The organism is Achromobacter sp. ACM04, from assembly GCF_014851465.1.
GTDB lineage: Bacteria > Pseudomonadota > Gammaproteobacteria > Burkholderiales > Burkholderiaceae_B > Achromobacter > Achromobacter aegrifaciens.
On record NZ_JACUZS010000001.1, the window covers coordinates 782,317 to 805,739 of the forward strand.

General features: G+C 66.2%; 17 protein-coding genes. 10 read left to right on the forward strand and 7 right to left on the reverse strand.

The window, feature by feature from the left end; translation table 11 throughout:
- Positions 1–169 precede the first annotated feature (169 nt).
- From IB259_RS03775 to IB259_RS03790, 4 genes are all read left to right on the forward strand, one after another.
- On the forward strand, positions 170–1,108 hold the full coding sequence (locus IB259_RS03775) for a hydroxymethylglutaryl-CoA lyase (protein WP_192327566.1): 939 nt from the start codon (positions 170–172) through the stop codon (positions 1,106–1,108).
- 89 nt (positions 1,109–1,197) lie between these two features.
- Positions 1,198–2,394, forward strand: a complete 1,197-nt coding sequence (locus IB259_RS03780) for a CaiB/BaiF CoA-transferase family protein (RefSeq protein WP_175180846.1) — start codon at positions 1,198–1,200, stop codon at positions 2,392–2,394.
- A 2-nt stretch (positions 2,395–2,396) separates the two neighbouring features.
- Entirely contained in the window at positions 2,397–3,383 is a 987-nt protein-coding gene (locus tag IB259_RS03785; protein ID WP_054454785.1) for a tripartite tricarboxylate transporter substrate binding protein, read from the forward strand.
- A 33-nt stretch (positions 3,384–3,416) separates the two neighbouring features.
- Positions 3,417–4,397: a tripartite tricarboxylate transporter substrate binding protein gene (locus IB259_RS03790; protein WP_244300399.1), complete on the forward strand. Its 981-nt coding sequence runs from the start codon at positions 3,417–3,419 to the stop codon at positions 4,395–4,397.
- A gap of 21 nt (positions 4,398–4,418) precedes the next feature.
- Here the strand turns inward: IB259_RS03790 and IB259_RS03795 are convergent, their stop codons facing one another.
- The 6 genes from IB259_RS03795 to IB259_RS03820 form a co-directional block, all read right to left on the reverse strand.
- Positions 4,419–7,508 carry an efflux RND transporter permease subunit gene (locus IB259_RS03795; protein WP_175213278.1) on the reverse strand — a complete coding sequence of 1,030 codons (3,090 nt, stop codon included), beginning with the start codon at positions 7,506–7,508 and terminating at the stop codon, positions 4,419–4,421.
- Positions 7,505–10,585: a multidrug efflux RND transporter permease subunit gene (locus tag IB259_RS03800; RefSeq protein ID WP_192327569.1), complete on the reverse strand. Its 3,081-nt coding sequence runs from the start codon at positions 10,583–10,585 to the stop codon at positions 7,505–7,507. The genes IB259_RS03795 and IB259_RS03800 overlap by 4 nt, the downstream gene beginning before the upstream one ends.
- Complete coding sequence (locus IB259_RS03805; protein WP_192327572.1) at positions 10,582–11,748, reverse strand: efflux RND transporter periplasmic adaptor subunit; 1,167 nt, start codon at positions 11,746–11,748, stop codon at positions 10,582–10,584. The genes IB259_RS03800 and IB259_RS03805 overlap by 4 nt, the downstream gene beginning before the upstream one ends.
- Before the next feature lie 104 nt (positions 11,749–11,852).
- On the reverse strand, positions 11,853–12,530 hold the full coding sequence (locus IB259_RS03810) for an N-acetylmuramoyl-L-alanine amidase (RefSeq protein ID WP_192327575.1): 678 nt from the start codon (positions 12,528–12,530) through the stop codon (positions 11,853–11,855).
- Positions 12,531–12,754: 224 nt separating this feature from the next.
- Complete coding sequence (locus IB259_RS03815; protein ID WP_175180849.1) at positions 12,755–13,528, reverse strand: hypothetical protein; 774 nt, start codon at positions 13,526–13,528, stop codon at positions 12,755–12,757.
- A 14-nt stretch (positions 13,529–13,542) separates the two neighbouring features.
- Complete coding sequence (locus tag IB259_RS03820) at positions 13,543–14,106, reverse strand: hypothetical protein (protein ID WP_054454773.1); 564 nt, start codon at positions 14,104–14,106, stop codon at positions 13,543–13,545.
- Between the two features lie 370 nt (positions 14,107–14,476).
- Here IB259_RS03820 and IB259_RS03825 point away from each other — a divergent pair, with 370 nt between their 5' ends.
- Positions 14,477–15,322: a DUF4189 domain-containing protein gene (locus IB259_RS03825; protein WP_192327580.1), complete on the forward strand. Its 846-nt coding sequence runs from the start codon at positions 14,477–14,479 to the stop codon at positions 15,320–15,322.
- 57 nt (positions 15,323–15,379) lie between these two features.
- On the opposite strand, the gene IB259_RS03830 is transcribed toward IB259_RS03825, so the two are convergent.
- Positions 15,380–16,045 carry a hypothetical protein gene (locus tag IB259_RS03830; protein WP_192327584.1) on the reverse strand — a complete coding sequence of 222 codons (666 nt, stop codon included), beginning with the start codon at positions 16,043–16,045 and terminating at the stop codon, positions 15,380–15,382.
- Between the two features lie 301 nt (positions 16,046–16,346).
- Between IB259_RS03830 and IB259_RS03835 the strand changes: the two genes are divergently transcribed.
- The 5 genes from IB259_RS03835 to IB259_RS03855 all read left to right on the forward strand — a co-directional run bounded on the left by IB259_RS03835 (position 16,347) and on the right by IB259_RS03855 (position 23,168).
- Positions 16,347–16,814 carry a YMGG-like glycine zipper-containing protein gene (locus tag IB259_RS03835; protein ID WP_192327587.1) on the forward strand — a complete coding sequence of 156 codons (468 nt, stop codon included), beginning with the start codon at positions 16,347–16,349 and terminating at the stop codon, positions 16,812–16,814.
- Positions 16,815–16,913: 99 nt separating this feature from the next.
- Positions 16,914–17,582, forward strand: coding sequence for an RNA polymerase sigma factor (locus IB259_RS03840; RefSeq protein WP_054454765.1), 669 nt, complete (start codon positions 16,914–16,916; stop codon positions 17,580–17,582).
- Positions 17,579–18,631, forward strand: coding sequence for a FecR family protein (locus tag IB259_RS03845; RefSeq protein WP_192327590.1), 1,053 nt, complete (start codon positions 17,579–17,581; stop codon positions 18,629–18,631). The genes IB259_RS03840 and IB259_RS03845 overlap by 4 nt, the downstream gene beginning before the upstream one ends.
- A 120-nt stretch (positions 18,632–18,751) precedes the next feature.
- On the forward strand, positions 18,752–21,226 hold the full coding sequence (locus tag IB259_RS03850; RefSeq protein ID WP_192327593.1) for a TonB-dependent siderophore receptor: 2,475 nt from the start codon (positions 18,752–18,754) through the stop codon (positions 21,224–21,226).
- Positions 21,227–21,296: 70 nt separating this feature from the next.
- Positions 21,297–23,168 carry a PepSY domain-containing protein gene (locus IB259_RS03855; protein WP_192327596.1) on the forward strand — a complete coding sequence of 624 codons (1,872 nt, stop codon included), beginning with the start codon at positions 21,297–21,299 and terminating at the stop codon, positions 23,166–23,168.
- Positions 23,169–23,423: the final 255 nt, after the last annotated feature.

Below are 23,423 nucleotides of genomic sequence, written 5' to 3' on the forward strand. Positions count from 1 at the left end.
GGACCATATTCCATCCTTTAGAACGAATGACGGCATTGTAGGCGCTGCCTAATGCCCCGCTCGTGGTTTTCCTGTACGCCCCGGCGCTTGACAGCTACGGTCGGTGAATTCAATAATTCTATCTAAAGAAACATCGTTCTATTAGATAGAATTATTGGAGATTTCAAACATGGCCCAGCCCAACGACCGCAAACCCGACGTCCTGATCAGCGAGGTCGGTCCGCGCGATGGCTTGCAGTCCGTCAAGGCGACCATGCCCACCGCCGACAAGCTGCGCTGGATCGACGCGCTGGTCGCGGCTGGCGTGCGCGAAATCGAAGTGGCTTCCTTCGTGCCGGCGCGCCTGCTGCCGCAGATGGCGGATGCTGCCGAGGTGGTGCGGCATGCGGCGCGCCATCCGGCGCTTACCGTCATGGCGCTGGTGCCCAACCTGCGCGGCGCCGAGGCGGCGTTGCGGGCCGGCGTCCACAAGCTGACGATGCCGGTCTCCGCCAGCCGTGAGCATTCGCTGGCCAATGTGCGCAAGACGCCCAAGGAAATGGTGGAGGAGGTCCGGGCGATCGCAAGGCTGCGTGATGAACTGGCTCCCGCGGTCAAGCTGGAGGCCGGCATTTCAACGGCCTTCGGCTGCACCTTGCAGGGCGTGGTGCCCGAAGACGAGGTCATCCGCCTGGCGGCGCTGTGCGTGGCTGCGGGCGCCGACGAATCGGGGCTTTCGGACACCGTGGGCTATGCCAATCCCGCGCAAGTGCGGCGGCTGTTCCGTCGCCTGCGCGCAGAAATCGGGGAGCAGGCGGGCGCGGCCCACATGCACAACACGCGTGGCCTGGGCCTGGCCAACTGCCTCGCTGCCTGGGAGGAAGGCGTGCGCACTTTTGATAGTTCGCTGGGCGGCCTGGGCGGTTGCCCCTATGCGCCGGGCGCGTCCGGCAACGTCGTCACCGAAGACCTGGTCTTCATGTTCGAGGCCATGGGCGTGCGCACCGGCATCGACCTGGATGGAATCGTTGCCGCGCGCGAGCCGCTGGCGGCCGGCCTGCCCGGCGAGCCGTTGTATGGCATGACCCCCGACGCCGGCTTGCCCAAGGGATTCGTCCAGCGGGCCTGATCGGCCATTCCCGCAGGCCTACGACCTAGATACACGCGGCCAGGCCGGCCTTTGCCGTAATGGCCCTTACTTGCAGAAGATCCACACCCATGTCCAGCCACGCCCATCCGCGTCTTCCGTACGAAAACATCCGCGTCGTCGAATTCACTCACATGGTCATGGGCCCGACCTGCGGCATGCTGCTGGCGGACCTTGGCGCCGAAGTCATCAAGGTCGAACCGGTAGGCGGCGACAGCACGCGCCGGCTGTTGGGTTCGGGCGCGGGCTTCTTCCCCATGTTCAACCGCAACAAGAAGAGCATCGCCCTGGACCTGAAGCAGCCCGAGGGCATAGAGGCCGCGTTGCGCCTGATCGACTCGGCCGACATCGTGAGCGAGAACTTCAAGGCCGGCGTCATGCAGAAGCTGGGCCTGGACTACGCCACGCTCAAGCAACGCAATCCCCGCCTGATCTACGTGAGCCACAAGGGCTTCCTGCCCGGACCCTACGAACACCGGACGGCGCTGGATGAAGTCGTGCAGATGATGGGCGGTCTGGCCTATATGACGGGGCGTCCCGGCGATCCGCTGCGTGCGGGCGCCAGCGTCAACGACATCATGGGCGGCATGTTCGGCGCCATCGGCGCCATGGCGGCCCTGGCGCAGCGCGAGCAGACGGGAGAGGGCACGGAAGTGCAGGCCTCGCTGTTCGAGAACAACGTCTTCCTGGTGGGGCAGCACATGATGCAGTACGCCGTCACCGGACGCGCTGCCGCGCCCATGCCCGGCCGCATCTCGGCCTGGGCCATCTATGACGTGTTCACCGTCAAGGGCGGCGAACAGATCTTCCTGGCCGTGGTCAGCGACAAGCAATGGGGCACCTTCTGTCGCGCCTTCGGCTTGGCCGAGCTGCTGGCCGATCCGCGCCTGGCCAGCAACAACGACCGCGTGCAGGCGCGCGACTGGCTGATGCCGCAGCTGCGCTCGCACTTGGCGGACCGCAGCGCGGCCGAGTTGGCGGCGGTGTTCGAGCATGAAGGGTTGCCCTTCGCGCCGATCACGCGGCCTGAGCAACTGTTCGACGATCCGCATCTGGCGGCTACCGGCGGCCTCGCGCCCATCACCCTGGAGGACGGGCGCGAGTCCCTGGCGCCGCTCGCGCCTTTCACGCTGGGCGGCGCCCAGCCCGGAATACGCCTGCAGCCGCCTGCGGTGGGCGAACACACCGACGCCCTGCTGCGCGGCGTCGGCTATCGCGACGACGAAATCGCAGCCTTGAAAGCAAGGCAAATCACACAAGGAGACTAACCATGATCACGCTATCCCGCCGCGCTTTCCTGGGCGCGGCGATGTGCGCTGCGGCCTTGCCGCTGCGCGCCCAGACCGCAGCCGCCTATCCGAACGGGCGGCCTGTGCGCCTTATCGTTCCCTATACGCCGGGCGGCGGCACGGATTCAGTGGCGCGCGCCATCGCGGCCAAGGTCACTGCGCTGGCCGGCTGGTCGGTGGTGGTGGAGAACCGTCCCGGGGCGGGCGGCAACATCGGCATGGATTTCGTCGCCAAGGCCAAGCCGGACGGCTACATGCTGGGCCTGGGCCAGACCGCCAACCTGGCCATCAATCCCGCCCTGATGCCGCAGATTCCCTTCGACGCGGAAAAGGACTTCGCGGCGGTCTCCCTGATCGCATCGCTGCCGGTCGTGCTGGTGGTCAAGGCCAACGCACGTTGGCAAACCTTGGCCGACTTGATCAAGGACGCGCGGGCCGAGCCTGGCGCCATCAAGCAGGCGCTGGCGGGTTCCGGCACGGTGGGCCATCTGGCGGGCGAACTGCTCGCCTATCAGGGCAAGTTCCAAGTGCTTAACGTGCCCTATCGCGGCGCGGCGCCTGCGCTCAACGACTTGTTGGGCGGCAATACCGACTACATGTTCGCCACGCCGCAGGCCGCGCAGGAAATGCTCAAGGGCAAGGTGCTGCGGCCGTTGGCCGTCAGCTCGCGCGCGCGGCTGGAGATCCTGCCCGATGTGCCCACCGTGGCCGAGTCCGGCTACGAGGGCTTCGAGGCGCTGGACTGGAAGGCGCTGGTCGCGCCGGCCGGCACCCCGCCCGAGGTGGTCCGGGCCGTTAACGCGGTAGTGGAGAAGGTGCTGGCGGATCCGGCCACAGTTGCCATGTTCACCGCTGAGGGCAGTACGGCCATGGGCGGATCTCCGGAGGCCGCGCAGCGCTACATCCAGGAAGAACAGAAGAAGTGGGCGCGCCTGATACGCGAAGCCGGCATCCAGACCGCCGCCTGACGCGCGCCGCAGACCATACCAGGAGACAAATCCGTGAAGCATCTTTTAGGAATTGCCGCGCTTGCCTGCGCTGTCGTGGCACAGCCCGCGCTGGGCAGTAGCGGGTCGCAATGGCCCGAACGTTCCATCCGTCTGGTCGTACCGTTTCCCGCAGGCGGTCCGACCGATATCGCCGCGCGCGTGGTCGGCAAGGCGCTCTCCGACCGCTTGGGCACGCCTTTCGTCATCGAGAACAAGGCCGGCGCGCATGGCTTCATCGGCGCAGGCGACGTCGCCCGCAGCAAGCCGGACGGATACACGCTGATGATGGCCAGCATCGGCACCATGGCGATCAATCCGGGGCTCTATCCCGACATTCCCTACGATGCGAACAAGGACTTCACGCCCCTGGCGCTGGTCCTTACGGTGCCCATCGCAGTCGTGATCAACCCGCAACAGATGCCGGCGCAGACCGTGGGCGAGCTCGTGGACTACCTGAAAGCCCACCCAGATCGCGTGAACTACGGCTCGGCGGGGAATGGCGGCTCTTCCCATCTGGTGCCGGAGTATTTCAAGTACAAGACCGGCACCTCCATGACCCACATTCCCTACAAGGGCTCAAGCCCGGCAGTGACCGATCTGGTGGCGGGTCAGGTCCAGGTCATGTTCGATACGCTGCTGACCAGCACGCCTTTCGTGAAGGCCGGCAAACTGCGCATGCTGGCTGTCACGACAGCGCAGCGGCTGCCGGACTATCCAGAAGTGCCAACCATGGCCGAGGCCTTGGGCGCGCCGGATTTCGAAGCGTCGTCCTGGTTTGCGATGTATGCGCCGGCAGGCACGCCGCAGGCGGTGCAGCAAAAGTTGTCCCTGGCCATCAACCAGGCCCTGGGCGACGCGGCGGTGAAGCAGCGCTTGGCTGAACTGGGCGCGATTCCGGCAGGCGGCACGCCGGGCGAACTGGCGGACTTCCAGCGGGCTGAGCAGCGCAAATGGGCGCAGGTCATCAAGGCGGCGGGAATACTCCCGGACTGACCCTGCAGGCTGGGCCATGCGTCAGGCCTCGGGGCCAGGACGCAGCCGGCCAGCCTTCCACTTCAACCGCAGCCTCTCCAGCGCCAGATACACGATCGGCGTGGTGTACAGCGTCAAGAACTGGCTGATCATCAGCCCGCCGACGATGGCGATGCCCAGCGGGCGGCGCAGCTCGGAGCCTTCGCCCATACCCAGCACCAGGGGCAGGGCGCCCAGCAGCCCCGCCAGGTTGGTCATGACGATGGGCCGCAGCCGCAGCATGGCGGCGCGGTGGATGGCCTGTTCCGGCGTGAGCCCTTCGCGCCGTTCCAGGCTGAGCGCGAAGTCGATCATCAGGATGGCGTTCTTCATGACGATGCCCACCAGCAGGAACAGTCCCAAGAGCGCGATCAGCGTGAATTCGATGCCGGCCAGGCGCAGCGCCAGCAGCGCGCCCACGCCGGCGGACGGCAAGGTCGACAGGATGGTGAGCGGATGCAGCGGGCTTTCGTACAGGATGCCCAGCACCAGGTAGATCGCTACCAGCACCGCCAGGATCAGCCAGGGCTGGTCCTGCAGGCTTTGCTGGAAGTTGCGCGCATCGCCGCCCAGGCGGGTCTGGATGTACGAGGGCACCATCAGCTCGGCCATGGTCTTGTCGATGGCGGCCAGGGCCTGTTGCAGCGATACGCCCTCGGCCAATGAAAAGCCCACGCCCACGGCGGCGAACAGGCCGTCATGGAACACGCGGTCGTTCACCAGGCCGTAGTCATAAGTGGCGAAGGCCGTCAGCGGCACGCGCGTGCCGTCGGCGGCGACCACCTGCACCTGCTCCAGCACCTCGGGGTCCTCGGTGTAGCGCGGGTCCAGCTCCAGCACCACGCGGTACTGGTTCATGGCGTCGTACAGCGTGGCGACCTGGCGCTGGCTGAACGAGTTGCTGAGCACGCTGCTAATGGTGCCCATGTCCACGCCCAGGCGCTGCGCGGCGGCGCGGTCTATGTCGATCACGACCTGCTGGGTGGCGCCGTCGCCTTCCGCGTCGACGTCGCGCAGTTCGGGGATCTCCTGCATGGCCTTGGAGATCTTGCGCGACCATTGCCGCAGCGCCGGCACGTCGCTGGCCATGATGGCCAGTTCATGGTCGCCCGAATTACCGAACCCGCCGGGCATGCGCAGGTCCTGGTCCACGTTCAGGAAGAACATGCCGCCCGGCACTGCCGGCGCATTGGTGCGCAGCCAGTTGATGACCTCGGTCGACGATTCCTGGCGTTCGGCGGCGGGCTTCAGGCGGATCAGGAACAGGGAATTGCTGATGCCCAGGCTGCCGCCGTTGTAGCCGATGACGTCCTGCACCGCCGGATGCTTGAGCACCAGTTGGCGGTACTGGTCGATCTTGGGCTGCATGACCTGGAACGAGAAGCCGTCGTCGCCGCGCACGAAGCCCACCAACTGGCCGGTGTCCTGCACCGGCAGGAAGCCCTTGGGCGCCTGCACGTACAGGTAGACATTCAGCCCTACCACGCCGGCCAGCAGCAATAGCGTCAGGCGGGCATGGCCCAGCACCCGCCACAGGGTGTTGCCGTACCAGGCATGCAGGCGTTCGAAGATCGCCTGCATGCGCGATGGACGCGCGTTCGCCATGTGCGCGGCGGGAACGGCGGGCCTGAGCCAGCGGGCGCACAGGCTGGGGATGATGGCGACCGAGACCACCAGCGAGATGACGGTGGCGGCGACCAGGGTGATGGAGAACTCGCGGAACAGCCGCTCGACCAGGCCGCCCATGAACAGGATGGATACGAAAACCACGCTCAGCGCCACGGTCATGGCCACCAGCGTGAAGCCTACTTCGCGCACGCCGCGCAGCGCGGCCTTGCGCGGCGAGAGGCCGCGCTCGATATGGCGCGAGATGTTCTCCAGCACCACGATGGCATCGTCCACCACCAGGCCGGCCGCGACGATCAGCGCCATCAGCGACAGATTGTTCAGCGAAAAGCCCCACAGGTACATGACGGCGAAGGTGGCGATCAGGCACACCGGAATCGCCACGCTGGGAATGGCCGCAGCCCGTGCATTGCCCAGGAACGCCCACACCACCAGGATCACCAGCGCGGTGGCCAGCCCCAGCGTGATGTGCGCTTCGCGCAAGGTGGCGTTGATGCCAGGCGAGCGGTCCAGCGCCACGGTCAGGTCCACGTCGGCCGGCATCAGCGCGCGCAGGCCGGGCAGGGCCTGGTTGATGGCGCCTATGGTTTCGATGATGTTCGAACCGGGCTGGCGGCTGATTGTCAGGACCACGGCCGGGTTGCGGTTGTGAAAGCCGCTGCTGTAGCGGTTTTCGACGGAATCGCTGACGCGTGCGATCTGCGACAGCCGGATCACGGCGCCGTCCTGGTGGCGCACGATCAGGCTTTCGTAGTCCCCCGCGGCGCGGGGTTGTTCGGGCGTACCGACTTCCCAGCGCCGGCTGGCGGAATCCAACTGGCCTTGCGGCCGCATGGGCGCGGCGTCGGCGATGGCCTGGCGCACTTCATCCAGCGCCACGCCATAGTGGGCCAGGGCGTTGGAATTGACCTGTACGCGCACCGCGGGCAGGGAGCTGCCGCCCATGGTTACTTCGCCCACGCCGTTGATCTGCGATATCTTCTGCGCCAGCACGGTCGAGCCCAGGTCGTAGAGTTCGCCCGCGGGACGGGTGGGCGAACTGAGCGCCAGTGCCATGATCGGCGCCTGGGACGGGTTGACCTTGCGATAGCTGGGATTGCCGGGCATGCCGGCGGGCAACTCGGCGCGGGCCGCGTTGATGGCCGCCTGCACGTCGCGCGCGGCCTCGTTGATGTCGCGATCCAGGTCGAACTGCAGCTGTACGCGGGTCGCGCCCTGGTTGCTGGAGGACGTCATGGCGCTGACGCCGGCGATGCTGCCCAGCGCGCGCTCCAGCGGCGCGGCCACGGTGCTGGCCATGCTTTCGGGACTGGCGCCCGGCAGTTCGGCGCGCACCTCGATGGTGGGAAAGTCGACCTGGGGCAGCGGCGCCACGGGCAGCAGCCGCCACGCGACCGCGCCCAGCAGGGTCAGCGCGATCGCCAGGAAGATGCAGGCGGTCGGGCGGTGCAGCAAGGCGCGGATCATGGCGCCGGGCCTTCAACCCCGGGCTTGGCGGCCGCGGCGCTGGGGCGCTGGCCCAGGCGGTGGAAGAACAGGTACACGACGGGCGTGGTGAACAGGGTCAGCACCTGGCTGACCAGCAGCCCGCCCACCATGACCCAGCCCAGCGGTTGGCGCAGTTCCGCGCCCGAGCCCGTGGCCAGCATCAACGGCAGCGCGCCGAACAGCGCGGCCAGCGTCGTCATCAGGATGGGACGCAGGCGCAGCAGCGCGGCTTCGCGGATGGCGGCCTGCGGCGCCAGGCCGCGCGAGCGTTCTGCCTCCAGGGCAAAGTCCACCATCATGATGCCGTTCTTCTTCACCAGCCCGATCAGCAGGATGATGCCGATGACGGCGATCAGGTCCAGCGGACGCCCGGTAAGCAGCAGCGCCAGGAAGGCGCCCACCGCGGCCGAGGGCAGGGTGGACAGGATGGTCACCGGGTGGATGGCGCTTTCATACAGCATGCCCAGCACCAGGTACATGGTGACCACCGCGGCCAGCATCAGCCACAGCGTGTTCGACAGCGAGGCCTGGAAGGCCGCGGCAGCCCCCTGCAAGCGCAGCTCCACGCTGACCGGCATGCCGATCTCCTGCCGCGCCGATTCGATGGCTGCGATGGCCTCTCCCAGGGAGCCGCCGGCGGGCAGGTTGAAGGACAGATTGACCGCGGGGAACTGCGACAAGTGGTTCACTGCCAGCGGCGCCGCGCGTTCGCTGACGGTGGCCAGCGCCGACAGCGGGATCGCCTGGCCGTCCTCGGTCTGCAGATGGATGCGTTCCAGCGCGTCCGGGTTCAGCGCCAGCTTGCGGTCCACTTCCAGCACGACCCGGTACTGGTTGGACTGCGTGAACAGGGTGGCCACCTGGCGCTGCCCAAAGGCGTTGTAGAGGGTCTGCGCCACGTCGTCCATGGTCACGCCCAGGCGGGCGGCGGCGTCGCGAGAGACCTGCAGGTAGGCCTGGCGGCCGTCGCCTTGCAGGTCGGTGGAAACGTCGGCCAGCGCGGGCGACTGCGCCAGGCGTTCGGCCAGGGCATGGGTCCAGCGCGCCAGCAGCGCGCTGTCGGGGGAGGTCAGCGTGAACTGGTACTGGCCGCGGCTGACGCGGTCCTCGATGTTGAGTTCCTGCACCGGCTGCAGATAGAGCGAGATGCCCTGGACCTCGCGGGCGCGCGCATCCAGCCGCGCCATGATGTCCGCCAGCGGCGCGCTGCGGTCCGACCAGGGTTTCAGGTTGATCAGCAAGCGGCCGGTATTCAAGGTGGTGTTCATGCCGTCGATGCCGATGAAGGACGACAGGCTGGCCACGTCGGGGTCGGCCAGCAGTGTCTCGGCCACCGCCTGCTGGCGCCGCGACATGGCGTCGAACGAGGTGCTCTGGGACGATTGCGTGACCCCTTGCAGCGTGCCGCCGTCCTGGGTCGGGAAGAAGCCCTTGGGCACGGCCAGGTACAGCAGCCCGGTCAGCGCCACCGTCGCCAGCATCACGGCCAGCGTCAGCCGTTGATGGCGCAAGGTCAGGTCCAGCCAACGGGCGTAGCCGGCCTGGATGCGGTCCAGCAGCCCCGGGCGCGTCGCTTCGTGCGCGGGCAGCAGCCGCGCGCACATCATCGGCGTCAGCGTCAGCGACACCGCCAGCGATATCAGGATGGCGACCGCCAGCGTCACCGCGAACTCGCGGAACAGACGGCCCACCACGTCTTCCATGAACAGCAGCGGAATCAGCACGGCGATCAGCGACAGCGTCAGGGACACCAGCGTGAAGCCGATCTGGCCGGCGCCCTTGAGCGCGGCCGACATGGGGCTGTGGCCTTGCTCGCGGTAGCGCGCAATGTTTTCCAGCATCACGATGGCGTCGTCCACCACGAAGCCCGCGCCTATCGTCAGGGCCATCAGCGTCAGGTTGTTGGTGGAGAAGCCCGCCAGATGCATGAAGCCGAAGGTGCCGATCAGCGACAAGGGGACCGCCAGGCTGGGGATCAGCGTGGCGGGCAGGTTGCGCAGGAACAGGAACGTCACCAGCACCACCAGGCCCACGGCGAAGGCCAGTTCCCATTGCACGCCGCGCACCGATGCGCGGATGCTCTCGGTGCGGTCCGTCAGCACGCGGACCTGCGCGGCGGCGGGCAGGCTGGCCGTCAGTTGCGGCAGCAGCGCCTTGACCTGGTCGGCCACGGCGATGACGTTGGCGCCCGGCTGGCGCTGGATGTTGACCAGCACGGCCGGCTGCTTGTCGACCCAGGCGGCCAGATAGCGGTCTTCCGCCCCGTCTTCGACCGTGGCGACCTGGCCCAGCCGCACCGGCGCGCCGTTGCGCCAGGCCACGATCAGTTCGCGGTATTCCTCGGCGCTTTGCAGCTGGTCGTTGGCATCCATGATGACCGAACGCACCGGCCCGTCGAAGCTGCCCTTGGGCTGGTTCGAATTGGCCTTGCTGATGGCTTCCTGCACGTCGGCCAGCTGCAGGCCGCGCGCGGCCAGCGCCATGGGATTGACCTGCACCCGCACCGCCGGCCGCTGGCCGCCCGCCAGGCTGACCATGCCCACGCCGGACAACTGCGACAGGCGCTGCGTCATGCGGGTGTCGACCAGGTCGTAGACCTGGGGCAAGGGCAGGGAATCCGACGTGACCGCCAGCGTCAGGATAGGCACGTCGGCGGGGTTGACCTTGCGGTACACGGGCGGCGTCGGCAGGTCATTGGGCAGCAGCGCGCCGCTGGCGCTGATGGCCGCCTGGACTTCCTGCTCGGCCACGCCCAGCGACACGTCCAACGCGAATTGCAGCGTGATCACAGAGATGCCGCTGCCGCTGGTGGAGGACATCTGCTTCAGGCCCGGTATCTGCCCGAAGCGCCGTTCCAGCGGCGCGGTGACGGTGCGCGCCGTCACGTTCGGACTGGCGCCGGGGTACTGCGTGGTCACCTGGATGATGGGGTAATCCACCTGCGGCAGCGCCGCCACGGGCAACATGCGCCACGCCAGGATGCCCGACAGCAGCAGGGCGATCATCAGGAAGGACGTGGCGACGGGGCGCAGGATGAAGGGGCGCGACAGGCTCATGATTTCTGCGATTCGACAATTTGCACGTCGCGGCCGTCGTGCAGGCGGTCCACGCCTTCGACCACCACGCGTTCGCCTTCGGCCAGGCCGGCCTGCACCACGATGCGGCCAGCGTTGGCCGGGCCCAGCTCCAGCACGCGGCGCGTGGCCCGCGTGTCCTCGCCGATCACGAACACGAAGGCGCCCTCGGAGCCGTACTGCACCGCGGCCGTGGGAATGGAAATGACGTTGTCCTGCTGTACCACAGCCAGCCGGATGTTCACGAACTGGTTCGGAAACAGCGATTCGTCGGCGTTGGCAAAGCGCGCGCGTAGCCGGACGGTGCCGCTGGCGGCCTGGATGCGGTTGTCCAGCGCCTCCAAAGTGCCTTCGGCCAGAAGGCGGCGGTCGTCCGCGTCCCAGGCCTGGACCCGCAGCGCGGCGTCGCGCGCCTGGGCCTGGCGCAGGATATCCAGGCGCGTTTCGGAAATGCTGAAGAGCGCCGAGATCGGCCGGGTTTGGACCAGCGTGGTCAGGCCGTCGGCGTCGGCCGCGCGCACGTGATTGCCGGCGTCGATGCGGCGCAGCCCGATGCGGCCGTCGTGGGGCGCAACGATACGGGTGTGGTCCAGCAGACGCTTCGCGTCGGCCACCTGGGCCTGGTTGCGTAGCCGCTGGGCCGCATAGGCGCGCACCTGGGCTTCGGCGGTATCCAATTGTTGACCCGACACCGCTTCCTGGCGCGCCAGCTTGCGGTAGCGCTGCAGATCGGCCTCGGCGTTCTCCAGCAGCGCCTGGGTGCGCGCCAGTTCGCCTTCGGCCGCGGCCAGCGCCGCAAGGTAGGGACGCGCATCGATCTCGGCCAGCAGTTGCCCGCGCGTCACGGCCTGGCCTTCAGTGAAATGCAGCTTCAGCAGTTCGCCATCGACCTGGCTGCGCAGGGTCACCTGCGCCAGGGGCGTGATGGTGCCAAGCGCATGCAGGTCGCGCTGCAGCGGACCGGCGCTGGCAGCCTCGACCGCGACGGCGACAGGGATCTGCCCATACTCGGGCGGACGCGCGGCGGGTGTGCCCTTGGACCCGACGTACCAGAGCGCCAGGGCAGCCAATATGACCAGCGCGGCGGCGATCAGGACCAGGCGTTTGCGTGGGAAATGAGGGCCCGTGGAAAGGGGCAGGGACATCGGGACTGCCAGGCTAGGGGGTTACGGACAGTCCGGATTCTATATGAATAAAAACTATTCGCGTTTTTAAGTCAGTGAAATGTCAGCTTCGAGCGGCTTCGCGATCAGGGCCCGCAGCAGTTCCCCGGATAATCGGCTCGCGGCGCGCCGGCATAGGCGGCAAACACAAGCGGGTTCCGTTGCGCTACCGCAGTATGGGACAACACCAGATTCTCCAGCTTGGACCAGGGAAAGTTGATTCCGGGATCCGACCGGCGATTCGGGTCCAGCTTGGCATGCGAAATGACATGCTTCAGGTTCGGATACTTGCTCCAGGCATAGGTAATGATCCGGGCCGTCGCTTCGATTTGCCAAGCCGAATAGGGGTCCTTGTAATTCTGGACATCCTGGGTGTTGACGATCTCGATCCCCAGGCTGCGGTTGTTGACGTTCGGACCCTGGCCCAGATGCGGCGCGTAGTTGACGTCCCCGACATGGAATGCCGCCTTGGCTTCGGCGACCACGGACCAGACGAAGTGGCCATGCTGCGGCTCGTCTTCATCCGGGACGATCCAGTGGGCGCTCGCCTTTCTGACTTTCCAGTTGTCAATGGCGTGCCGCGTGGCATAACCCGCCGTCGCGTGGATCACGATCGTGTCGATGACCGCGAAGACGTCCGCTCCGCGCGACCGAGCGCGATTCGCGGTCAGCCAGGGGAAGTCGGGGTGTACCTCCTCGTTCAGCGGGCTGAATGACGGGCGCTTGTCCGCTGGAAGCAGGAAATGAAAACTCTTGGGGTCCATGGCGACACCTCCTGATTCCTCGTGCTCATAAGTAGTACTTGGGGGAGGGGCCTGCGGCATCATGATCGACGACGCGGTGGCCCGGGAACCGCTGTCAGCGACTTTTGCAGTTCTGGCGTGGCCGGGCAATACTCCAAATCGAGTATCCGCGATCGTCGGATCTGGACTAGGGCATGGGAGCAAAAGACGTGCTTCACGCCTCGTTGGACGGCCTGCACTCGGGCTCAAGAACGGCTGGAGAGTGTCCGCGCAGCCGGTTCGCAGGAATCGCGATAGGCAACCGCATACATCGTTGCCACCACAAACACGAGGGGGACGCAGAGCAGTGCGCTCATCGCTGCCCGCGCCAGTCCAACGTCCGGGTAGCCGTACGCGAGCATGCCCAGAATGTAGCCGGCATGGCCGGCCGCCGCGATCAACATAAGCAGCGCCAGCATCAGCGGCCACGGCTTGTACGGCATGGCGGCGCGCGCGGCGTGGAAACGGTACTCGCCGGCTACCGCCGCGCGCGGCAGGCTCAGTCCGTACATTGCCAGCGCGTACAGCGTGGGCACCCAGATCAGCGCCAGCGCGGCGCACAAGACGCTCCAGAACACGGCGTCATTCGATCCCGCCAGCACCATGTAGATCACATAGGGCAGGTCCCCGGTGGCGCGGGCCATCGCAGTGCCTGCAATAACGAGCGCGCAGAGCAACGCCAGATGACGGGCCTGCGCCGCGCTGCCGCGGGTGGCGCCGACGTCCGTCAAGTCCGCCGGCTGGACGACGCGATGCCAGGCGCAGGTCATGCGCGCCAACGCAATCAGGTTGATCAGCGCCAGCGCCATGAACAGCCCATTCCCGTACGGAAACAGGTTGGTGATCAGCAAGGCGAAAGGCAGCGACAGGATGAATAGCGCCAGCGACAAGGGGGCCGCGGCCAGCATGGCGCGGCCCTGCTGGCGCATGGCGTCAGCCGTCGCCGCGAGGAAATGGCGGGCTCCGAGTTTGTTCGACAAGAGGGGGCGCTGCCTTAATTGCTGCGGTAGTTGTTGGCTTCACGCTCGCCCGCCCACTTGCGCAGCGCGGCGATGAATTCGGGGCAGACATTGCCGTCCACCTGGCTGTCGATGATGACGCTGTTCTGCATGCGCATCACCACGGTGCATTCGTAGACCTTGGTGCGGTTGTTGTAATAGCCGTGGTTGGTGTTCTGGAAGACGGGGGTCGCGGCGCTGGTCGAGGTGGCCGGGATCATGCCCACCACCTGCTGGGAGGTGCCGGTCGAGACCCATTCGGTGTAGGGCGCGGTCTGGTAGTCCGACCAGATGAGCTCCATCGTGTTGCCCACGCCGCGCTTCTTCGACGGTTCGCCCAGCGCCGTGATGGCGTCGCCGACCGGACGGCCCTTCATGTTCTTGGCCACGTTCACGCTGGGCGAGAACGACAGCCCGGACGAAAAGATGTTGGTCAGCGAGGGCAGCGTGGAACTGCCGCCCGTGGGCATCGGCGCGCAGCCGGCCAAGGCGGCAAGGACCAAGGCCGCCGGCAGGGCGCGGCCCAGCAACCAGGTCGAACGGAGTCGCGATTTATTCATGCTGAGCCCTAGCTCCCTCAAAGATCCGGCGTGCCGGAACATAATTCAGCGGCCGCAAGATTTTGTCTTGTTTTAGTTTCGTTTCGTGACTAGTCGTATCGCGGCGCCCGAGCGCTGGCAGTGCGGCGTACACCTGCAGGCGGTCGTCTGACGCTGCGCTGCGAGGGCAGAATGTTAACGAAAAAATAGTGGCGCATCGGCTTTCTCCCGCTGAAAAATTGGTTACGTAATACCTGGAAACGTGAGAAAGCGAGGAGAGGAAGACAAACTGTAACGTGCTACGATCCGCGCGTTCTGCGCCCCGGGGGGCACCTTGGCGATGGCAGATCGCGAGGCGCACGGCGCCACAACCACTGGATATTGCACACCCATGATGCTCGCGCGATTGCTCGTTCAGTTCCGTTCCACCGTGGCCGCATTGGCCGGCGCAGGCGCGCTGGCGCTGGGCTTGGCTGCCCCAGCGGCGCATGCCGACACGCTGTACGGCGCCGTGGCCACCGACGAAGCGCACGCCAAGCTGTATTGGGTCATGCCCGAAACCTCCACCAAGGAAGCGCAGGACGCCGCGCTGGCCAAGTGCAACAAGGCCGGGGGCAAGGGCTGCAAGAGCGTCACCTCATTCTCCGACAGCTGCGTGGCGTTCTCGCGCAATTCGCGCGGCGACCTGTTCTGGGGCGCCAGCGTGTCGTCGGAGGTCGCCGCGAAGAAGGCCATCCGCACCTGCACCAACGACAGCGCCGACGGCAAGTGCAAGCTTGCCGTCATGCCCTTGTGCGTCGGCCCGGGCTACAGCGAAGCCGACCTGAAGGCGCCCGACACGGCCACGCCCGCCCAGCTCGAAGCCCTGTCGGCCAAGCTGGATTCGCGCGGCTACTGGGGCTCCGTGGCTGAAAAGGACTCGGGCCAGCTGACCTATGCCGATGGCTATCCGAGCGAGAAGGAAGCGGTCGACGCCTTGCTCAAGTGGGAAGACTGCGTGGGCTGCCGCACGGTGCTCACCTATACCGACACCTGCGTCGGCATGGCCTGGGGCAAGGGCAGCAAGGGCCGCGGCACCAGCTTTACCGCGAAGAATCCCGACCCCGTGGCCGCGCGCAACGAAGCGCGCGCCATCTGCGACGCCAAGAGTGGCGGCCTGACCTGCGTGGCCTTCGTGCGCTGCTCGGGGCGGGCTTATATCAGCGGTTACAAGGGCGAGGACGAGAAGGCGAATTAAGCCCCGGGGCCTGGAGGCCGTGGGGCGTCCAGGCATGTCATGCGGCGGCGCGTGGCGTCACTCTGCAAGACCGGCGAGCCGGTTGAACTCGGTGATGTGCGTGGTGCGCTCTTTGTCGGCCCGGTCTGCGGTGTGTTGCTTCAGGGCCTGCCCCAGCGGCATCAGCAATTTGTCGAGCGCATCCAGAGTCAGGCTCTCATCGCGGATCCGCTCCACGCGATCAAGATAGAGTTGATATCCCTCGGACGTGCTTGCGCCGCTGGCCGAGGCTTTCCATTTTCCATCCCTAGTGGCCAGGAGGCTGCGGCATAGTCCGATCTGGCCATGGGTCATGCTGCTGTCGATGGCCCAGAGCGCGCGCAGGGCGTGCTGGTCGTAGATGGGCCGGGATGAATTCGCAAGATGCTTTGCGAACGCGTAGAAAACAACGTCGGTGGTCTTTGGCGCGCTGTTGGCATCGGCGACATATCCGACGAACGATCTATAGACTTCCCACTTGCCCATTTTCCACAGCAGGGCCTCAGCCAGGGATTGCGGAGCGTCCTGCAAATCGGTGGGCCAGGCGTGGTTGGAAGGAAGCGCGGGAAACCGGGCCACGTCGTATTCGTATCCGGCAGCGGCAAGCATGCCAGTCATCGAACTGACGATGCCGGCGCCGAGCCTGCCGGTGGTCAGCCGTTCGCGTAGCGAATGAATAATCTCTCGTAGATTGTTGCTTGTCACGGTCCGTGGGTGCCTGGAAATGGATGGCCAAAAGGAGCGGCGAAGCTGCGCTTGATCTATTGCTCACACTACTGAAGTGCTTACGTGCAGCAAGGCTGCCTGCTTCAATATTCCAACCCGCTCCAGGTCGCGCCCCGCATTGTTCCAGCTTGCCGGAATGCCAAATCCGTTCATCAATCAAGCGGTTTCAGCGTTAATCAGGCATTTGACATAGGATTTCGCTGCGCAGTTCCTGGGCTGGCTTCGATGTGCGGCGCTAAACTCGAAGGTGGTGGGTTTCTTGTCTTCAATGGAGTTTTTCATGAAAAAGTCCATACGCCCCTGTACCGCGACGCTTCTTTCCTTGTTCTGCCTGTGCGCCACCGCACAGACGGTAACCCCGCTCAAAGGGCAATCGCCCCAAACCACCCAGCAGGACATCAGCGCATGCCAGGCTCTGGCAGGCAGCGGCGCCAGCACCAGCACGAACGATCCTAAATCCGGCGGACGGGTCCGTGGCGCCGCTGCGGGCGCGGCTGCGGGTGCGGCGGCAGCCAGCGCGCGCGGCAATCAGCACGAGGAGGTCTACGACCGGATGAGCGACGATGCCAAGCAGCAGTACCGGCAGAACCAGGCGAAAGACGCGGCGGCGGCGGGGATGGTCGTGGGCGGTTCGCGGCAACGCCAGGACCGCCGCCAGGATCGCGCCGAAGCGTCGCAGCAGAATGCGGCAGCGGCCTCCACATATAGCAATTGCATGCAGCAGCGCGGGTATCAAGTGGCGCCGTGAGGCGCGAGGGTTGACCGGTGAACGGGCTGGGGGTGCGCTGCATTGCGACTGAGAATAAATCTCAGTACAATCCGGCCACTTTCAACCGACCCGCGCCGCATGAGCCGCAACCCTTTGCTGGCGTCCGACACGACGCCCGCATCCGCCGACGACCAGAACGGAAATTCCAGCGCGATCGCCAAAGCCTATGCGCGCTGGCGCTTGCCGCTCATGCGCGGCCTGGCCCGCTTCAAGGGCAGCATCGGCAGCGCCGAGGACGCGCTGCACGATGGCGTCGTCAAATGGGTGGCGGCCAATCCCGCGCTGGATTCTTCCGATGAGCAGGGCGCGTACCTGCGCAGGACGGTATTGAACGGCGTGGCGGACGAATTCCGCGAGCGCAAGGCGGGGCGGCGCCTGCAGACCGTGTCGCTCGATGAAGCGGAAGAGGGCGTGCGGGCCCTGGCGGCGGGCGATGCTTCATGCCCCATGCGCGCTGCCGCGCATCAGCAACGGTTGGCGCGCCTGGGCGAGGCCTTGCAGGAACTCCCCGAACGCCAGCGCGAAGCCTTTGTGCTGAGCCGTTTCGATGGATTGACACAGGACGAAGTCGCCGCCCGCATGCAGATATCGCGGCGCATGGTGGTCAAGCATCTGGCGCGGGCAATCGCTTACTGCGAGGTCCGCGTGCACTATGCTACGGTTGCCCAGATGCAGCAATTGCATCGGCCCGCTGGCGATGACGCCGGCCTGGACAAGAACAACAATAGCGACTCCGCCTCGTCATGACCGAACCGTCTTCCTCTGCCTCGCCGGACACGCTCGCCTTGCACGAAGCGGCGGCTGAATGGCTGGTGCGTCGCCAGGACGCCAGCTGGTCGGACGCTGATGAGCAGGAATTGCATGCCTGGCTGGCCGCCCAGCCCGCGCATCGGCAGGCCTATTCGCGGGTATCGCGAACGTGGGATGACCTGTCGCAGGCGCCTCGCCCCGTCTTGGCCCGCGACGCGCAGGCGGCCAGCCGTCCATCCCCGCGCTTGCCGCGACGCGCCTCGCGGAAGGCCTCCACCCAGCCGCGTTTCTGGGGCGCGCTGCTGGGGCAACCCGTCTTTTCGAAGACCTTCGCCGCCGCCTGTGCGGCGCTGGTCGTGGGCGGCGGCTACGGTTGGTATCGCTGGGACAACACGCCCGGTTATGTGTTGAGCGTGAACACGGCGGCGGGAGAGGTGCGTCAGCTGGACCTGCCCGACGGCTCCCATGTCGCGCTGAATTTCGGCAGCACGCTGGAGGTCCGCTACTACCCGCGGCGCCGCGAGCTGGTGCTGAACCAGGGCGAAGGGTTCTTTGACGTGGCGCCGGATACCAGCCGTCCGTTCACCGTCGATGCACGGCAAAGCCGGATCACCGTGGTGGGCACGGCCTTCAATGTGCGCAACACCCCGGATCAGGTCGTCGTCAAGGTGTCGCATGGCCGTGTGCGTGTGCAGCCCGATCGCGACAAGGCCACGCCGGAATTGTCGCTGAACGCCGAGCAAGGCGTGACCGTGGATGCGCGAAACGCCACCTATCAGGCAGTGGCAGCGGTGCCGGACGGCGTGGGCGGGTGGCGCAATGGCCGTCTGGTGTACCGGCGCACGCCGCTGGGCGAAGTGGTCCAGGAAGTCGCGCAGTACCTGGGCAAGCCGGTGGCGCTGGCCAGCCCGGGCCTGAAGTCCCTGCCGGTCTCGGGCTTTGCCGCGACCAATGCGCCCGCCGCATTCCTGGAAGCCTTGCCGGATCTGCTCCCGGTGCAGGTCAAGCGCGCGCCCGACGGCGGCTACCTGATCCTGGATCGCTGAGCGTCCAGGCGCCTGCCTGAAAATTATTTTTATTCGCATGTGGTGTGCGGGTTCCCAATCCCGCCCCGGAATCCGTTTACTCCCGCAAGGCCGGTAGCGGCCAACAACGATGGAGCGGGAATGGGACGGGGATTGTTGAAGGGCGCGCTTGTTGGCGGCGCGTTGACGACGGGCATGCAGCTCAGGGCGATGCCGGCAATGGTGGCGGGCGCGCTGGCTGCGCTGGCATGGCCCGCTGCGGTGCATGCGCAGCCGCAAGCGTCGCAGGTGGATTTCAGCATTCCGGCTCAGCCGCTGGAGCATGCCTTGAGGATGTTTTCGGAGCAGTCCCGGCATCAGGTGCTGTTCGACGAGGCCGTGGTGGCGGGCAAACGCTCGCCAGCGGTCAACGGCCGTTACACGCCGCGGGAAGCGCTGGACCAGTTGCTGTCCGGTAGCAACGTGCGTGTGAACAGCGCCAGGCCGAATGTGTACACCTTGACGGTGGTCGGGCAAGCCTCGGGCGATGCTGTCACGCTGCAGTCGGTGACAGTCACCGGCAGCGGCGTGGGCAATCCCACCACCGAAGGAACCGGCTCATACACGAGCGATGCCATCACGATCAGCAAGATGACACAGTCGGTCAAGGAGACGCCGCAATCGGTCAGCGTGCTCACGCGCCAGCTGCTGGACGACAAGAACCTGACCACGCTGGACGAGGCGCTGGCGCAGACCACCGGCGTGACCAAGACGGCAAGAAACTTCGGCAACCACAAGTTCTCGATCCGCGGCTTCACGGTGGACGACAGCAATTACCTGGTCGACGGCGTGGCCGGCGTGGTCTATGCCCCGGTGGGCTGGCTGCCCATCGACACCGCTGTCTTCGATCGTGTGGAAGTGCTGCGCGGCGCGGCCGGCTTGATGCTGGGCTCGGCGGATCCCAGCGGCGCGATCAACATGGTGCGCAAGCGTCCGCGCGGCGAAGGCCATTTCGAGGGCTCCACCACGGTGGGATCCTGGGACAACTACCGCATGGAACTCGATGGCGGCGGCCCGCTCAACGAGTCCGGCACGGTGCGCGGCCGCCTGGTGACCGCCTATCAGGACCGCCATTACTTCTACGATGGCACGAAGTCGAAATCGCCCCTGGTCTACGGCGTGATCGACGCCGATCTCGGGCGCGACACGACGCTGACGTTCGGGGCGCGCCACCAGGCCACCGATACGGACGGCTATTGGTTGTTCGGCCTGCCGCGCTATACCGACGGCGGCGCGCTGGACGTTTCGCGCTCGACCTCGCTGATCCAGGATTGGAACCGGCAGAAGGGCCAGGTGAACGAAGTGTTCGCCGAAGCCGAGCACCGGCTCGACAAGGACTGGAAAGTGCGCCTGTCGCTCAATCACACCGAGGTCGACCTGGACCAGCGCGTGGCCATTCCGGTCGGCGGCGTGGATCGGGCGACCGGCGTGGGTTCCAGCTTCTATACCATCTATTTCAACAATGCGAGCGTGAAAAGCGATGGCATCGATCTGAACACCACGGGCAGTTTCCAGGCGCTGGGCGGCACGCACCAGATTCTGCTTGGCACCAGCTGGTCGCGCCAGCGCGTCAACCAGAAGTCGGCGAATCTGGACAGCGACTCGCCCATCAACGTGTACGACCCGGACCATTCCTCCATTCCTGAGCCCACGCGTCCAGCGTGGGGCAGCAAGGAAACGTCGCGTTTGGAGCAGACCAGCCTGTACGGCAGCATGCGCCTGCAATTGGCGGACCCGTTGCATTTGCTGCTGGGAGGCAAGTTCAGCTGGCTGAAGTACCGGTCCGACGATGGTCTGACGGGCGCGAGAACCCGGGACTATGAGCAGAAGCACGAATTCACGCCCTATGCCGGACTGGTCTACGACCTAGACCAGCAATGGTCGGTCTACACCAGTTATGCGGACACCTACCAGCCGCAGAGCACCTACGTAACGTCTTCGGGCAAGCCGCTGGACCCGTCCATCGGCGCCAACTACGAGGCGGGGGTGAAGGGCGAACTCTACGACGGACGCTTGAACCTATCCGCAGCGGTATTCACCGTGAAGAAGTCCGGCATCGCAGTGGAGGACTTGTCTGCCCCCGGAAACTGCCCGGGTTCGCTGGCCTCGCCCAATTGCTATCGCAACGGCGGGACGCTGCGCAGCAAGGGCTTTGAACTGGAAGCCAGCGGGGAACTGTCGCCGGGTTGGCAAGTGATGGCCGGCTACACCTACGTCACCAGCCGCGACGACGAAGGCGAGACGATCAGCGCGGAAACCCCGCGCCATCTGTTCCGCCTGTCCACCACGTACCAGCTGCCGGGGCGCTGGAACGCCTTCAGCGTCGGCGGCGGCGTCTCGGCGCAAAGCGGCTACTCGTACAAGGCCTATGACGACATGTCGGTGCGGATGGGCGCGCCCGGCCGCGCGGTGTGGGACCTGCGCGCGGGCTATCGCATCAACAAGCACTGGTCCGCCAGCCTGAACGTGGCGAACGTGTTCGACAAGGACTACTACGGCATGGTCAGCCAGATCCGGCGCGGCAACCACTACGGCGAGCCTCGCAACGTGATGCTGACCTTGCGGGGTACGCTGTGACCGGCCGCGTGTCGGCCGATGATCACGGCGGCCTGCGGACCCGGTTGTGAAAGGGGGATTTCGCCAAAGCATGTCATGGCTGCACACCTGGTGCGGCCTGACCTGCGGCTGGCTACTGTGCGCGATCTTCCTGACCGGCACGCTCAGCGTGTTCCGGGAACCCATCACGCGTTGGATGGAAGCAGGGCCGCCGGCCGATCCCGCTGCCGCGGCCGTGGACGCCCGGCAGTGGCTGCCGCGCGCCACGCAGGAGCTGTCGTCCCGCGCGGCGGCGGCTTCCGCCTGGGACATCTCCCTGCCGGTCCGGCCCGGCTGGCCGGCGCAACTTTCCTGGCGCACCGACGACGGCGCACGCCAAGAGATCTGGCTGGACTCGCGCACGGGCGCAGTGCAGCCGCCGCCCCAGATCCGCGAGACCGAGGGCGGCCGGCATTTCATGTCCTTCCACTACACCTTGCACGGCGGCTTGCCGGGCTACTGGCTGGTGGGCTGGATATCCATGTGCATGCTGGTCGCGCTGGTCTCCGGCGTGGTGGTGCACAAGCGCATCTTCAAGGACTTTTTCACTTTTCGTCCGGGCAAGGGACTGCGCAGCTGGCTGGACGCGCACAACGCCACGGCAGTGCTGACGCTGCCGTTCCTCTTCATGATCGGCTACACGGGCCTGGCGTTCTTCTACACCAGTTACATGCCCTGGCCGCTGCATGCGGCGTATGGCGGAGACGCCGGCGCCTATCGCCGCTACCAGGCCGAGCTCGCGCCAGCGCAGCCTGTGCCGCGCATCGCGGGGCCGGGTTTGGACGGGGTTCCGGATCTATACCCGTTGCTGTCGCGCGCGCGCGAACTGACCGGGCAGGAAGCGGCGCGCCTCACGATAGAGCGTCCCGGCGATGCGCGCGGCATCGTCCTGGTGTCCGGGCGCAAGCCCCTGGCCGGCGCCGCCCCGCGCCTGCTCACAGATGCCAGCCGCGTCGTGTTCGATGGCGCGAGCGGAGCGGTCTTGCAGGTCGTGCCCGCTCATCACGAGGGGTTTGAAGCAAAGCAGGTCCATGAGACGATCGAAACCCTGCACAAGGCAGACTTTGGCGGATGGACCATCAAGTGGCTGTATTTCTTCAGCGGCCTGATGGGAACCGCCATGATCGCCATCGGCACGCTGCTGTACTCCATCAAGCGGCGCAAGAAGAGCGAGCATGAATTCGGCGGGGCCACGGCGCGGGTTTACCGTTGGGTCGAGGCGCTCAACGTCGCTGCGCTGGCAGGTATTGCGCTGGCAAGCATCGCCTACTTTTACGGCAACAGGTTGATTCCGGCGTCCTGGCCCCAGCGCAGCGCCTGGGAGATCCAGTTCTTTTTCGTGGTGTGGGCCGCCTCATTGGCCCATGCGTTGTGGCGCCAGCCCCGACAAGCGTGGATGGAGCAACTGGCCATGGCCGCCGCGCTATGCCTGGGTTTGCCGGTGTTGAACTGGGCGACGACGGGGCGGCATATGCAGGCGTATGCCGTGAGCGGGGAGGGGCAGCTCGCGGCGGTGGAACTCACGGCGCTCGCCTTCGGCCTGGCGCTGGCATACATGGCATATGCGCTGCGGCGCCATTGGCAGGTTGAGCCAACGGCCGCGGCGCCGCAGCCACAGAAAGCGCGGTCCGCCAGCGACGGAACCGCGGCGCAGCGATGGCGGACCGGCGGGCGCGTGCTGGCCGCGGCGGCCGGCGGCTATCTGCTGTCGGCCCTGGCGATGTCGGCATTGGCGTTGATCTTGCCGGCTGTGGCCGGCGCGTCGCCGGCCGTGGGCGTACTGATTGGAACGCTATTGAGTTTTGTCGCATACGCGGCGATTGCGGTGGGCGTATTCGGCGCGCGTAGTGCAGGGCGGGCGTGGGCGACGCTGGCAATGGCTTGCGTGGCGGCTTGGGCACTGTTGCTGTGGTTGAGCACGTAGAAAGAAGTTGCCGGCCGGGCGAGGGGTCGCAAAACATGGCAAATCATTGCGCAATAAATGCAAATCTGATCTTGTCATTTCGTCAGATGAGGGGATTTTAATAATCCTATGATTCTTGATGGTGCCCCGATTCCAGAGAATGAAGCCTCTTATTCATTCTCTCCTTGTCCGGGTCGCAGGCTTATTGATCGTCAGGCAATGCACTATCGCGAGTGATTTGCGATGTTCATCGGCGGACCTTGGCAGGGGCCAAGG

Coding starts and splice junctions, on each gene's coding strand:
- IB259_RS03825 (WP_192327580.1), top strand. CDS start 14,477: ATGATGCTCGCGCGATTGCTCGTTCAGTTCCGTTCCACCGTGGCCGCA.
- IB259_RS03795 (WP_175213278.1), bottom strand. CDS start 7,508: ATGATCCGCGCCTTGCTGCACCGCCCGACCGCCTGCATCTTCCTGGCG.
- IB259_RS03840 (WP_054454765.1), top strand. CDS start 16,914: ATGAGCCGCAACCCTTTGCTGGCGTCCGACACGACGCCCGCATCCGCC.
- IB259_RS03810 (WP_192327575.1), bottom strand. CDS start 12,530: ATGGACCCCAAGAGTTTTCATTTCCTGCTTCCAGCGGACAAGCGCCCG.
- IB259_RS03855 (WP_192327596.1), top strand. CDS start 21,297: ATGTCATGGCTGCACACCTGGTGCGGCCTGACCTGCGGCTGGCTACTG.
- IB259_RS03780 (WP_175180846.1), top strand. CDS start 1,198: ATGTCCAGCCACGCCCATCCGCGTCTTCCGTACGAAAACATCCGCGTC.
- IB259_RS03775 (WP_192327566.1), top strand. CDS start 170: ATGGCCCAGCCCAACGACCGCAAACCCGACGTCCTGATCAGCGAGGTC.
- IB259_RS03785 (WP_054454785.1), top strand. CDS start 2,397: ATGATCACGCTATCCCGCCGCGCTTTCCTGGGCGCGGCGATGTGCGCT.
- IB259_RS03805 (WP_192327572.1), bottom strand. CDS start 11,748: ATGTCCCTGCCCCTTTCCACGGGCCCTCATTTCCCACGCAAACGCCTG.
- IB259_RS03845 (WP_192327590.1), top strand. CDS start 17,579: ATGACCGAACCGTCTTCCTCTGCCTCGCCGGACACGCTCGCCTTGCAC.
- IB259_RS03835 (WP_192327587.1), top strand. CDS start 16,347: ATGAAAAAGTCCATACGCCCCTGTACCGCGACGCTTCTTTCCTTGTTC.
- IB259_RS03820 (WP_054454773.1), bottom strand. CDS start 14,106: ATGAATAAATCGCGACTCCGTTCGACCTGGTTGCTGGGCCGCGCCCTG.
- IB259_RS03850 (WP_192327593.1), top strand. CDS start 18,752: ATGGGACGGGGATTGTTGAAGGGCGCGCTTGTTGGCGGCGCGTTGACG.
- IB259_RS03800 (WP_192327569.1), bottom strand. CDS start 10,585: ATGAGCCTGTCGCGCCCCTTCATCCTGCGCCCCGTCGCCACGTCCTTC.